This is a genomic window from Legionella jamestowniensis (genome assembly GCF_001467745.1).
GTDB classification, from domain to species: Bacteria; Pseudomonadota; Gammaproteobacteria; order Legionellales; family Legionellaceae; genus Tatlockia; species Tatlockia jamestowniensis.
On sequence record NZ_LNYG01000013.1, the window covers coordinates 1,030,727 to 1,044,728 of the forward strand.

The following is a 14,002-nucleotide window of genomic DNA, read 5'->3' on the forward strand; positions in this document are numbered from 1 at the left end:
TATGCTAATCAAAATGGGAAAGAGTCTTACTCTTTTCCATTTATGCTAAAGCTAACAGTTCGGGATTTGCTTCGATAGTTTCCGCAATTTCTGAAGTAGATCCACTACTAGTGAGGCCATTCATAGATTCCAAGCCCTCGTTGGAACTGCTTGTTGGACTACTCACTGAATCCATAGACATAGACTCCATCGGCGAATCGTCGAAAACACTTTCGAGGTCCTCCCCAAATTCCATGTCTTCGATATCATCATGGCTGCCAGACCCATTGGAGTTAGAAGGAGTTGAAGGATCATCATCATCAAAGACACTCTCTATATCATCACCAAACTCCATGTCTTCGATGTCATCATGGGTGTTATCATCGCTGGGAGCGTCGTCATCGTCATTGTTTGATTTTTTGCCTTTGCCCTTCAGGCCAAAGCCACTGTTTAAACCTTGTTTAAATGCTTTCCCTAATTCGTCATAAAAGCCGCCGTATAGCATATTATTTACATCACTAACCATATTCTGCAGCTCTTTCACCATTTTCATTTGCAAATCATTGGTAGTTTCTTCTTTATTATCAGACTTAGAACCGCTAATGGGCTTCGGTTGTGGCGCCTGTTGCTTGGCTTTATTATCCTTAGCATTGTCATTAGCATCGTCATTCCCAATATCTTGGTAGAAATCTTCTAAACCGGGCATGATAACTCCCCTACAAAATTGTCGCGTTATTAATTAAAAGATAGCATAATTTGAACAAGAATCATCAATAGAGCCTTCTTGCATTTACTGCAATCTTAAGCTCACGTATTCTTAAACGTGGAAATTTCGCTTAAGATGAGAAGTAACTATCCTTTAAAGCGTGTAACTGTATCCTTGATAATACCAAATTACTGTTTATAGCCTAGACTTTTAGTAGTAATTTACAGTTATTTTGCAAATTTTTTTACCAAAAGGGACATGCATGAATATTGATGACTTTCGCGCCATGAGACGGGGGATTCCCCTTTTTGCGCTTGATAAAAAAGATGCGGCAATCATCGCTCCAATTGAGCAGCGCAATGGCCAAAAAAAGAGAGCATTACTTTTATTGCACGGCTTTACTTCTACACCTGCCGTCTTTCGCCTTATGCTGCCTTCCCTCACCTTTTACGATACCATCGTATGTCCTGTATTACCTGGACATGCAGACAATCTCAAAGCATTTGCTGAAGTGAAAGCGGACGCCTGGCTAAAAGCCGCCGAACAGTCCTGTGAACTTTTAGTCCGTGAATTTGAACAGGTCGATGTCTTGGGATTATCGTTAGGTGGAGTACTTGCCTGTTACTTGAGTAACCAATTTAAATTGCACCATCTCTACTTATTAGCACCTGCCCTCGATTTGCGGATGCCGATAGAAAAAACATTAAAATTAGCTAAGTTTTTGACACGGCTGGGGTTTCAGGAAGTTCGTGGACTTTCTGGTGATTTGTTTACCAATCAGAATTGTGAGATTGCTTACCGAAAATTACCGCTAACAGCGATCATTGAAATTTTTAATTTAATTAAACAGTTTTCTTTCAATTTACCTGACTGCCCAACCGATGTGTTTTTAGGTTGTCATGACAAAGTAGTCTCTTCATGGCGGGTAGCTGCGCGTTTTGCGAATAGAGAAAATGTAACCATTCATTGGCTTAGCAATTCAGCGCATGTCATTCCTTTAGATGGGGACATTGAAAATATTATTGCGTGTATGAAAGAACATTGGCAATAACTATTCATGGAGATTTGCACAAGACAAATTGGAGTCGCGTCTTTGCGAGCGTGAGCGAAGCAATCCAGTACGATCTTTGAACAAAAATCTGTTCTGGGTTGCTTCACTCCGTTCGCAACGACGACATAAATTTTGTCCGGCAAAAAGGATTATTTATTGTAGCGATCGTATTCCTGCATAGCATATAAATCCCAATCACGCATATCAAGGACCGCGCCATTATAAGCCATGAAATCAGTTTTCATCGAGGGGATATTATAAAAGTAAATATCACTGGCATCCGTAGCTAGTGTGTGTTGTCTTCTAACGGCGGATATTTCGGCAACAGCCTTATCATGGGTTTTAACAAATGCACGACCTGCACGTAAATAGCGCCCCTTGAATTGTGCTTGTTCGCACAATTCCACATCCAGTTTACCAACAATCCCGGCCAGCTGCACCACAGAATGGCCTTTTGCCCGCACGATTAAGGCATTACTTTTAATCCAATTCATTCCTAACCAGGCGTTGCTGTCTAGGTTAAGCCTGGTGATATTTACAATACCTGATAATTGCACTTTACTGTTATCCTGGATGGACAATTGCAAATTTTGGCTGGTAACGCCGCTAATTTGTGTATAGCCACCACCACTTACCGTTAATTTTCTTAGGAAAATTTTTCCACCTAAAGTAGTACGGCCTGGATTTTCAATAGAAAGATCCATTAATCCTGAGCGCAGGTTATTACCTGTGATGGTACCCGCACCGCGGTAATTAAAGCCATTTAAATAGCGTCCGCGTATTTCTGCCGTAATTGGTCCGCAACGTGGGTACCCTTTTCCTACCGCAATTAGCAGGGTACTACCAGTAACCACTGTTTTAACTTGCAATAGATCCGTGGGATCACCATGAAGGATGAGCTTAGGACGCGCATAACCTGTATGCAAACTTACATTGACATTTCCTTCCACAGTAACCTGGTTAAATGCAGGAAGCTTTCGGTGTTGCAGGGCTTGTTTAGCAGGTGGCGGAATAATAGTAACCTGCTTGGTACAGCTGGTGCCTACCAACAAGGTGATGAAAATTACTAAGAAAAACCGCCTTAACATGCCAACCCTTTTCCTTACTTGAATTTCCTTACATTAGAGGAAGTTGTTCTAATGCGCAAGGCTATTATGGGACTAATTATTAAAATCCGAAATCGTTATATTCCTTGGGCAACCCTCGTAGCGTGTAAAATCAGGCGCCTTATTAACAAGCATTTGCAAAGAGTCCGTTTGTGCTATTACTGCCGGTAATTGAATAAAAATATCAACCAACATGCCGTTTTTACACCCCAAATACACTTTATGTGTAGCATTTTCCCCAAACGATTCGCGTACCATGGCGTGTAGCCTCTCTTTCGTGACCGCCTCGCCAACATGCTCATGTAGAAATTGGCCAAGAAGGGTTTTGTTCGCTTCCTGATTCAAGCGTATGGCCAAGGAAAAGTAAGCATCACTTGAAAGCACCTGACAACTACCATGTTTATTCCATTCATGCCGCTCAAGACAACTACCGGCAGCGTAACTAGGCATAAATTGTTGTAAAGCCTGGGAAACATCGCTAGTTAAACTAACGGCAGGGTAATCACAGTGATGCTTTTTAGCTTCTACACCGCAAAATCCATAATTTTCACCGCAAATTTGCTGGTTAGGCCATAACCCATGCAACACTAAATGATTGGCTTGATAAGCGTTAGCAGGCAATTTTAAACATTCCGGTTTACCTACTTCATACCCATAAGCTTCACAAAATCCGGGCTGCCAACTCAATGCCAAGACATAGGAATCCGCAAGACCCGGGCTTTGCTCACAAGAGGTCTTCCCATTGGCATCAAAGTAATAATGACCGCATTCAGTACTTACCCAACGTAAAGCCTGTTCTGCATTTGACAACTCAATGCGTAACCAATCAGGATTAGTGGGGCGATTGATTTCACGAATACTATAATTTTGCGAAGGAATCACTGTTAACCCATCAGGGTTATTTTTTTTATTTTTGGAGATATAAGCTGGACAAGATTTTTGAGCTTCAAAATTGCCATTCACACTTACAGAAGAGAAAGTAATTAGCGGAAAAAGAATTCCTAACAAACCGACTATTTTTATCATTTAGCATCCCAGCAGCGATAAGATAGGCTGATTATACTCGCAAGTAGAGTAAAATGCCCTTTGCACAAGACAAAATTTTTCACGTTGTCGTGGCGAACGAATTAAAGTCATCCAGAACATATCTTGCTCAAAGAATCACATTAGATGCTGCTAGTGCTCGCAAAGCCGCGATCTTAAGTTTGTCCTGTGCAGGAATACTTAGGGAGCTAGCTGTGAAATAACAGAGCACTCCTCTGTCGAATTTTGTCGAGTAAAAAAAGCATAAGGGTGATGATTTTTCATATTGGCACCTTTGATTAGATCCATAATATCTTCACGACCCATAATCTCAGCAATGTCTATCGGTAAAATAGAAATGGTATCTTCCTTTGCCCCCTGGCGCTCTATTAGTTCATTTATTTTTGATAAAATAACTTCCTCTGCACCATTCTCATCCATGGTAACTTGTAAAAAGGTTATCAAGTTATCTTTACTCACTGACCATGACGTGCTGAAATCCATATTGTGCTCTAATAGCCATTGAATAATATCAATATTTCCCTTACTCACTGCAAAATGAGCTGGCGTAGAATTATCAACAAGTTTTTGATTTAGGCTAGCCCCAAACGCGTGTAAAATCTTAATCATCTCAAGATGACCCTTTAGAATTGCAGGATAGATGCAGTTTGCATCCTTAACAGTTTGATTAAAATCAGCACCCTTTTGATGGAGCTTTTCTATGATCGCTATACAATCTTGATTAGTAGCGATCAAAGCAGGCGTCAGTCCCTCGGTTGTTTTTTGATTGGGATCAGCGCCATTATCAAGAAGCTCATTAGCTATTTCAATTTGATTTTCAAACAGCGCTAAATGAAGGGGGGCATGTGCTCGAGCATTAAGTTTATTAGGGTCAGCTTTATGCTTTAGAAGCAATTTTACCATACGGAGGGAACCCTTCGTCGCTGCTATGTGAAGCGGACTCTCACCGTCGGCCAGTTTGTTAGGATCAGCACCACATAGAAGAAGCAGAGTAACGACATCCTCTTTATTGAGAAGAACCGCAGCACTGAGGGGAGTTTGCCCCTCGTTGTAAGCAATATTAAAATCCGCACCCAAATGATACAAACAAACAAGGTATTCAGTTTTACTAGTAAATACTGCGATATGAGCGAGCGTTGGGGTTGCGGAGATGTCCTTCAGATGTGGGCTAAGGTCCTCAAGAACCGTATTTAGTTTATTAAAAAGACTCCGTAGTTCTTTATTCAATACTATAGTTGGTTGGGTACAGATACTGATTACCAACTTTCTAATCGGTGGCGTGAATTTCTTTATAATGGTGTAATTATTTACTATGGTTTTAATGAATAATTTTGCACGGTTTATGTCATTCAGGATAAAGTACAATAGGGGAGCTTGATTTGTCGCTGAAGACTGCAGTAATAACGTTTCTATTGGAAAAATAGATAGTACAATACCTAACCGCTTTTCTGAAAAATCGACCATCAATTCCTGTCGTGCTTTTTCAGAGGGATCCGTTGGCTGTGCCACTAGCGGAGAAAAAGGTAATTTTGTTTTTGTTATTGTTTTAGGCTGAGCGTGTGAAACCTCTTTTCCTTTGTTTTTCTTCGGTACATTAAGCTGTTCTTTTTGAACCGTTTTCTTTTCTATTACTTCTGCAGGTTTCAAATGAATATATGGCATTGTATGCTGCTGAAACGCTTTAAACTGCTCCATGTTACGGCCAAGTATGCCAAGAAAGATATCGCGGGCCTGGGTTTCATTTCCCTGCTGTAGTAGTTTTCTTGCCTCAGCTTCCCAATCTTGTGTGGTTGACTGGTGGACGGGGGTACTTTGCGGTGATGCTGCCTGTTTGTTTTCCTGGGTAAAGGCAGGCTTTAAGGCATCGTACAAGGCTTCGCTACGATGTTCCTTGTTTTGTACGATGATAAGTTTTCGCTTTGCACGGGTAATCCCGGTAATAAAGCGGTTAAAATAAGGAAGGCAGGATTCATCCCCTTCCCCTGTTTTGGGCAAATGGCTTGTGGTATGAACAGTACCCTGCTTTTCTTTCAGTTTGCTGCAAGCTGCAGCACCGTCTTTCCCATCGAAGGGACGCCAAAAAAGAATGGTGTCATATTCAAGGCCTTTAATTTGTTCAGGGGTGAAGATTAAAGGGGTTTTAAATGTTTTTCGTGCTTCTTCAATAAACTCAGGGAAAGCAACAAGGGCAAACTTGGCACTTTGGGTGGCTTCTTGTTGCAGAGCCTCCAAGTCTTTCTTGCTGTTGGTTGCAAGCCAAAGAAGTTCCCCGTTGTCCTGCTCTTCTTTTGCTGAAATAATATGCCCCAGCTCGACCTTATCGGCAGCACCTCCTGTCACCTGGTATTTAAGTTGAATCAGTTGGTTGGTGACATTCACAATGGATGCCGGACAGCGATAGCTAGCTGGCAACTGGTGTTCGCTATACGGTTGCTCCTTTTTATGGAACAACTGGCGCAGAAAGGGTAGCCGCGATTTGCCATCAAAAAGGATTTGATGGTCGCCTAAGAAATAAACGATATTGCCTTTGTCAGCCAGCGTATAAAGGCTTTCCAGTTGTGCAAATGAGAAATCCTGGGCCTCATCCACCAGTATCATGGGGTAAGGTTTGGTGGGGGAAAGGGGCGTAAGTTCACTTGCCATATAGTGGCTGAGAAAAGCGTTGTAGAGCTTGCAAACCATTTGGCGTTGCCCTTCATCCAGGCTGCTTTGCCTTGTCCCTAAGTGAATATAGTCTTCCTCGCTGTAACCTGAGCGAATCCTAAACTCAAGCCACACCGTTTCAGCCGTGAGGGTATTCAACCCTTTATACGCTGCCTGTTTAATCGTCTTGGCAAACCAGTCTTGAAACAAACCAGTATCGGCCAGAGGTTTCTTCTTGTCGGTACAATGGTTGTTAAACAACTCCTCATAGGTTAGAAAACTAACGCAATCCTGCAGTTTTTCATCAACACTACCCTTCCATTGGGCTTTCATTTCCGCAACCAGTGTGGCTGAACGGCTTACATAAAGAACCGGCGAGGTGTCTTTCTGCATTCTACGCTTGACATAATCATGCAACGCAAAGAAGGCCACACAGGTTTTACCAGAGCCTGCAGGTCCATAAACCAGCGCAGGCAACTTAGCCTGCAGTGCTTGTTCTTGTTGGGCGCTTAAACCAATAAAATTTTCCTTGTAGTAATCCAAGGCAACGAAGCGACTCTTTTCTTTCTTGGGCGGTAGCCGCTTCTTCAAGTCTTCCTTTTCCTCAGCACTCAGCGCCTCGAGGCTTAACTTTTCCCCCCATCGAAACTCAATACTCGCATCCAGTTTGGCAAAAAAACTGTTTAATAAACCAGGGTTTCTTAAATAACGGTTCTTATGATAATCATGGTTGGCTACCACATCGAGTAAATATAATTTTCCTTTATACGTCGTAAACAGCAGACGTGTCTCTTTATTGACCCGAATGCTATAAATGGGCGTTCCTGAAACACCACGCAGCTTTTCCAGGTCAAGGCTTTTATACTCCCCCGCTGCCAGCTGCTCTATCTCTGTGGCAAACGTCGATAATAAATCGCTTTCACCAATAATTTCCCGCCAATAAAGAATGTCACTCATTAATAAATTAAACTAAAAGCAAATTGGCATATATTAATTCAATATGAATTAAATCTGGATGGGTAAATTTACCTATAGAATTTCTATCGAGGAATGAAAAGGGGAACGAATGTTATACGGCTTGACCGGCAGCCCAGCCCGATGACCAAGCCCATTGGAAATTATAGCCACCCAACCAACCTGTCACATCAAGAACTTCGCCAACAAAATAAAGTCCAGGAATAGCATTCACTTGCATGGTTTGTGAGGAAATAGCGCGGGTATCCACTCCTCCTAAAGTGACTTCGGCTGTGCGATAACCTTCTGTCCCATTAGGTTTAATACTCCATTGTTTAAAACTATCACCAATTTTTTGTAATCGTTTGTCAGAAAAAGTTTGCAACTCAGATTCTAACCCATCCTCATCCAAAAACGTGGCAACGACCCTTTTAGGCAAAGCCTCTTCCAGACATTGCTTTAATCGTGTATTGGGATTTAAGCGTTTGCGCTTTATTAAAGATCGAGCCCATTCGTCATTTGCATCCAAATCAATGGTTAATGGATCACCCGGCTGCCAATAAGAAGAGATTTGTAGCATTGCAGGTCCACTCAAGCCGCGATGTGTAAAAAGCATATCCAAGGTAAAACTTTGCTCATTACAATTGACTTGACAGGGTAATGAAATACCGGAAAGAAGACTTAAACGCTCCTTGTCTTCTGGTTGCAAGGTAAAAGGGACCAAGCCTGCACGCGTTGGTAAAACAGCCAAGCCAAACTGGGTCGCCAATTGATAGCCAAAAGGTGAGGCACCCATTGTTGGAATAGATAATCCCCCCGTAGCAATAACCAAAGAATGGGATGCGAAATGTTCTCCACCACCTAAGCGTACTGAAAAACCTTTCTCCGTTTTATCAACGCGATTAATGCTCGTATTAAGACGAATTGTGACATTTGCCTCTGAACAACAAGCGAGCAGCATACCCACAATGTCGGATGCTTTATTATCGCAAAACAATTGCCCATGGGATTTTTCATGGAAGGGAATATTATGCTTCCTTACAAGAGTAATAAAGTCATAAGAGGTATAACGTTTAAGAGCCGACTTGCAAAAATGTGGATTTGCTGAAAGGTAATGATGCGGTTCTATGACATAATTCGTGAAATTACAGCGTCCACCGCCTGACATTAAAATTTTTTTGCCAACTTTGTTAGCATGATCAATAACTAATACCCGCCTACCGCGTTTGCCTGCTTCTATTGCACACATTAACCCGGCCGCACCTGCACCAATAATGATTACATCAGGATTTTTCATAGAAAAAAAAGATCATCCCCCTCTGATGTCAGGCAATCCATGACAGCAAAGAGGGAAGATGCAGAGAAACAGCAGAGATTAAATGGCAGTTACCTCTTCCGCTTGCAAACCTTTAGGACCCTTGGTTACTGAGAATGCAACGCGTTGGCCTTCTCTTAGTGTTTTGCGGCCAGCCTCGCTGACGATTGCGCGAAAATGCACAAATACATCATCTTGACCGTTATCACGACTGATGAATCCGTAACCTTTATCATCATTAAACCACTTAACGTGGCCTGTTTCTTTATCAGACATTTCTACTTTCCAAATAAAATTAAACACACACTTGCGACAGCCTCTAACAAGAAACAGATAAAGTTAAACCACGCTAATTCGCCACTTTGAACTACAAAAGGAGGGATTTTCACGAAGAACACTGTATTCCAGCCGGAAGCAAAATGATCACAAGTGCTTTGATTATAACCTAGTCTTGAGCAAATAGCGAGAATTGTGTGCGAAATAATTCTCAATTGCACTGTACGAATAGAATGAGAGTGGCAAAGGGGAGTAGCAAATACTCCAATGAACCCATCTTTTTGCTATACGATAAAAATGAATTTTCCTGGTACTGGAAATAGCGGGGAAAAATCAAGTTATTATTTGACCAACCAGTTGTTCTTTAACAGCCATTAAAAGCGCAATAAGCTGTTAATTATTTCAAATAACAGTCAATTTATTCATATTGACTTGATTTTGCCCAAAAAAATGGTAAATTAGTCTCCTGACTATTCATGAGGTTCCACACTATGCCTTTTTTTTCGATGCAAACTCCTGAACAAATTAGGAATTATTGCCAAAAACAATCTTTTGACGAACTAAGAAATCTCAACCATCGATACGGCGCTTTTTTCGAAAAAGTAGCAGAGCAGGAAGATCTAAATAACGAAAAAATAAACCTTATCAATCGAAACATTCATGACTTGCAAAAGCAAATTGCAGATAAAAAAGAACAAGCTGAACAACATCGAAAACATGTCCTTGACAGTTTACCAGGTAATGCGGCTGAACGTTATCTTGCTTTACAAACACTCACTTACCACTCAAGCGATACCTCCATCCTGGAACAAGAAATTACCGAACTGACACAACAAAAAATTAAACATGAAGAGGATAATGCCTGGATAAAATTTGAGCTACATGCCTGCGCACAAGAGCTAAAAATTATAAATGCTGTAATCAAAGAAAAAACCCCAGTTGAAAACCGAGAGATAGCTCCACCCTCATCCATCTAATGTTTAATGCATGTGCCATCTATAACGTTTTAAAATCTCAAGGACTGAGATTAACTTCCGCACTTTTAAACTTTTTCCCATTATAGTGGTATTAGTAAGAGCTATTATTTAAAATCCATAAGTGGAGTCCGCCGCTTTTTTCTTTATTGTTACTTTTCCAGCGCATTTTTTTGGAAATGAGTACGAAGAAAAACTTCTTAGTTTTTTTGTAACAAAATCTCTAATTCTATTATTATAAAGCGCATGACTTATAATTGTCTGAATTATGTTTCCTTTCAGTCTTTTTACCAATTTTTTTAAAAAAAATAATCCTTTAAATCATTTTGATAATTCCTTGCCACGAGAATGTTGGCTTATGATTCTAGAATATCTACAAAGTGATAAAGAAATCCAAACGTTGCGATTGGTTTCCACAGAAATGCAACGCCTCACAACCCTTACTGAAGCAGGAAAGAAATATTATCAACGAAATATTTTTTTCGATACTTATGAAAAAATGAAACCGCTTTCACAACATGGCAATAATTATGCGCATTTCTTTGCTTCTAATCTCAAAGTACAAGTCGCCGCGATAAAGAAGCAGCTTGCTACGCCTTCTAATGAATTTGGTCTTATTATGTATTTTGATAACTCCTTGCAAGCCAATGAAGAAAGAGCCTATTTAGCCCAGCAATTGGGTGCCTGGCCAGGCAGTTTTTCTTCGCGAATACATCGCTATTCTTGCTACAATCATCCTACTGAGCATTTTGCTATAAAAAGAAGCGGTGTTTCCTACGCTAATTCCCACAGAATTATTGATCATATTTTTACTCATATGGATTTTGATCTCGATCTTTCTTCACCCATTTATAATCACATCCTGTTAATTTTTACGATTGATGCCACAGAAAGTAATCGTTTTATTCGATCATTAGAAGAAAATAAGAGTAAATATCAATCAAAAATGCCCTTCATTATCATTATCTCTTTAAATCCACTTATTCAAGTAGAGGATTTTCATTACCCAATTTTAAAACTGTTTTCTATCTTACCTAGCTACCAAGAAAAATTAGCCGATGCATTTTCCTTGAACGATATTCACTCTGACCTGTGGACTAATACCTGGTATAAATATAATTATTACTACCGCAATAAAATGGTCAGTATCTTTAAGGAAATAGATGAGTTATTAGAAAACCTAATCAATATAAAAGAATCCCTACACGCAAATAGCAACCATCAAATTACGAACAGCCGGTAAAATTTAAATCGCCTCTACCTTTGAGTATCGCAAAAGATGCTTTGGTTTGTAAAAGAATCATTCACAGAAGTTATATTAGAAAACCATTAGGCTAATGGATTAGGGTTTATATCCCCTGTGTTTGATCTTGCAGGGCCTTCCATTGCCCTACATCACTAATGAGAGGTGCATCTAAAGTTGACCATATTTGTCCTATATGGAAAAAATTTATGACATCATGCTCATGTCCATTACTGAACCATTATTAATTGATTGCTCTTTTTCTTCATCAATAGGAGCTTTTTGTTTGAGCTGCTCAAAAAAGAATTTAAATCCTTTTGAACTCCTGGGTGGTATAATTCCATTTTTAGCATCTAAAATCTGCTGTTTTGTAAAGTCAACTTCTTCATCTGATGTTTCAAATGCTATTCGCTGAACTAGGCTCAAAAGTTCACCTCTTACAAATCCAACGAGAGAAATACGGTGCCAATTGGCATTTTTCGTATCTTTCATCGACCCATTTGCATCTTGATCTTGAGTATTTAACTCCACATTACAGTGAAGGAGATCTTCGAAAGCAGCAACTAAAGAGTCACCCTCTTGCATATCAATATAAACATTGTACTCAGGAAAATAGGTTTCTCCACCGGTATAATTTTTTTCTTGTTTACCGTAGAAGCAAGTTAGCACATTAAAGTGTTTACCAGGGAAATGGTTGTTGTCTCGGTGGGTGTTTGTGGGATAGTCAAAATTCCACTGGACACTTGAAACAATATCACAATCAGGCATTACAAAATCTTTCACCTTATCCATAACAGATTTACAATAGTTAAACTCTATAGGGACTGCTTTCTGATATTCTTTCTCAAGCTCTTTCACAATTTGACTGGTAAGCTGTAAAATTTCCCAATTTTTCTTGTGTCTTATGTGATCATACCCCATGCGTACTCCGGCTCTTGCATTGCCTAAAAAACCTACTGGCATCGTACGAATTGAGGTTTTGTTTACTATTCTAACACCTGTTTCCACTTTTTTATTATCGTTAATAACAGTAGGGCGTGCCACATTAGGCATTTGTGCTGGGGTAATAGTGGCCACCACGTCTTTAACTTCTCTAATCAACTTATCTGAAATTACCTTTTTACGGTATCTCATTAATAAACAGCCAGTTTCTTTGTCATAAACATCTGCATCACAATCAATTTTTAATGCATTGTCTGGAAGGCTATGCAGATGTTGCTTCTCACTCATAACACTATTTTGCTTTTGCAGCCATATTTTCTTAACACCGTTTTCTTCAGCTCCAGGGTCTGTTTGTAGTTTGATAGGTCTTTTGTCAGTATCATCAAAAGGTAGGTAGGAATCTTGAAAATAATTTTTAATTGTTAACTTCTGAATTATGTTTGTTATTGCGGTTAGGGTCTCTTGTTTAGGCTCAGGAAAGCCTTGTCTTTTTAATTCCTCACTGATAAATGTTTTAAGAGCATAAGTATTCCGGTTAGAGACACCTTCATAAGCCAAATACTCTTTAACAGCATGAGAAAATAAAACAACCAACCCTTGTGCTGCTAATTGATATTCGCCAAGATCTTGCAAAAAAACATAATAGTCTTTAATTGCCGCAGCTCGCTTTGTTTTATCATCGTATAGAGAGTGGCGGCCAAATAGATAATTTCCGTCAACAGCATTCACTTTTAAGGGTATCCCTACAGTAGATCCCCATTGAGAAAATCGTAGTCCCCCTGGCAGACAGGTTTTCGTAAAGGAATACTTGGAACTATTAAGTGCTGCCAGTGGATAAGGAGTTTTTCCAGTCTCTGATTGTATTTGTGCAATTTTTCTCGTAAGAACTGTAGACTCTTCATCATGTGGTTTTACACTGTTCGCTAAATTATATAAAGCGGATAAGGTTTCTTTGTTACTGTTAGCTATTTCAGTTCCTGATTGAGCATCCCTCCCTGAACTTAGCTTCGCGATATCTTTCTTAAACGCTGTAAACGACTTGATTACTTCAACTTTTACATCCTGTAATTTTTGCTGCTCTTCCTGAGTAGGCTCTACATCAACATTCATGTCTGTCATTTTTTTTTTGGCTTTAGACTTTTGAGGTGTCTCTTTTTTTCGTTTTTTGGTGGCATTTATTTCTTCTGGTTCCTCATTCATAAATGACTCTTCATCAGTACTCATTTCTTCTTTAGAAGGCTTGGTTGTAGTTTTTTTTCTTTTTAAATTTTTATGAGAAACGGTAATGGCTGTTTTTTCACTTTCAATCTCATGAGGAATTGATTTTAAAGTGTCGATTATATCGGCCAAACTCTCGTCTTTGGATCCTAGGACCTGATTTTGACCTAAAACGCTTAACCCAAGTTGATTAGCTAAATCTAAATTATTGATTGACTCTTTCATTTCATAACCTGCCAAAAATTGGTAAATAAAGAGCTTAGATTATCTATTATGAAAAAAATTAAAGCAAATTTTTGTACAATTTATAGTCATTGCAAACAATTACCAAACTAACTTATGAGTGGTAGGTGGTATATACTTTGATTAAATAATGCCTGTACGACTACTTAATCTTGATTAAAAGATAATTAAAGGCTAATTTACAATTCACCAATGGAGTTCCTATTAAACGATTAAGTACAGCTGTAGCTACCATTGACAACCAGTGGATGACTGGTTCGAAGGAAAGTAAAAAAGCAGAATCGAGTGGGCATCACTTGCTAACCTCG

Annotated in this window: 10 protein-coding genes; 3 read left to right on the forward strand and 7 right to left on the reverse strand. The window is 39.6% G+C overall.

Going from position 1 to position 14,002, the window contains the following annotated elements; genetic code table 11:
* Nucleotides 1-40: 40 nt before the first annotated feature.
* Complete coding sequence (locus tag Ljam_RS08870; RefSeq protein WP_058449683.1) at nucleotides 41-685, reverse strand: hypothetical protein; 645 nt, start codon at nucleotides 683-685, stop codon at nucleotides 41-43.
* 262 nt (nucleotides 686-947) lie between these two features.
* Here Ljam_RS08870 and Ljam_RS08875 point away from each other — a divergent pair, with 262 nt between their 5' ends.
* Nucleotides 948-1,736 (forward strand): alpha/beta hydrolase, encoded by a 789-nt coding sequence (locus Ljam_RS08875; RefSeq protein ID WP_058449684.1) that lies wholly within the window; start codon nucleotides 948-950, stop codon nucleotides 1,734-1,736.
* Between the two features lie 149 nt (nucleotides 1,737-1,885).
* Here Ljam_RS08875 and Ljam_RS08880 read toward each other — a convergent pair whose 3' ends face one another.
* The 5 genes from Ljam_RS08880 to Ljam_RS08900 form a co-directional block, all read right to left on the reverse strand.
* Entirely contained in the window at nucleotides 1,886-2,824 is a 939-nt protein-coding gene (locus Ljam_RS08880; protein WP_058449685.1) for a GIN domain-containing protein, read from the reverse strand.
* A 72-nt stretch (nucleotides 2,825-2,896) separates the two neighbouring features.
* The gene (locus Ljam_RS08885; RefSeq protein WP_058449686.1) at nucleotides 2,897-3,868 is read right to left on the reverse strand and encodes a ribonuclease T2 family protein; all 972 of its coding nucleotides are present in this window, start codon (nucleotides 3,866-3,868) and stop codon (nucleotides 2,897-2,899) included.
* Between the two features lie 198 nt (nucleotides 3,869-4,066).
* A complete protein-coding gene (locus Ljam_RS08890) occupies nucleotides 4,067-7,486 on the reverse strand; it encodes an ankyrin repeat domain-containing protein (RefSeq protein WP_058449687.1) in 3,420 nt (1,139 codons plus the stop codon).
* A 112-nt stretch (nucleotides 7,487-7,598) separates the two neighbouring features.
* Entirely contained in the window at nucleotides 7,599-8,780 is a 1,182-nt protein-coding gene (locus tag Ljam_RS08895; protein ID WP_058449688.1) for a BaiN/RdsA family NAD(P)/FAD-dependent oxidoreductase, read from the reverse strand.
* Nucleotides 8,781-8,858: 78 nt separating this feature from the next.
* Nucleotides 8,859-9,074 (reverse strand): cold-shock protein, encoded by a 216-nt coding sequence (locus tag Ljam_RS08900; RefSeq protein WP_058449689.1) that lies wholly within the window; start codon nucleotides 9,072-9,074, stop codon nucleotides 8,859-8,861.
* Between the two features lie 491 nt (nucleotides 9,075-9,565).
* On the opposite strand from Ljam_RS08900, the gene Ljam_RS08905 reads away from it, so the two are divergent.
* Both Ljam_RS08905 and Ljam_RS08910 read left to right on the forward strand, forming a co-directional pair.
* Complete coding sequence (locus Ljam_RS08905; RefSeq protein ID WP_058449690.1) at nucleotides 9,566-10,051, forward strand: hypothetical protein; 486 nt, start codon at nucleotides 9,566-9,568, stop codon at nucleotides 10,049-10,051.
* A gap of 355 nt (nucleotides 10,052-10,406) precedes the next feature.
* Nucleotides 10,407-11,291 (forward strand): hypothetical protein, encoded by an 885-nt coding sequence (locus tag Ljam_RS08910; protein ID WP_131762221.1) that lies wholly within the window; start codon nucleotides 10,407-10,409, stop codon nucleotides 11,289-11,291.
* 207 nt (nucleotides 11,292-11,498) lie between these two features.
* Here the strand turns inward: Ljam_RS08910 and Ljam_RS08915 are convergent, their stop codons facing one another.
* Entirely contained in the window at nucleotides 11,499-13,676 is a 2,178-nt protein-coding gene (locus Ljam_RS08915) for a hypothetical protein (RefSeq protein ID WP_058449692.1), read from the reverse strand.
* Nucleotides 13,677-14,002: the final 326 nt, after the last annotated feature.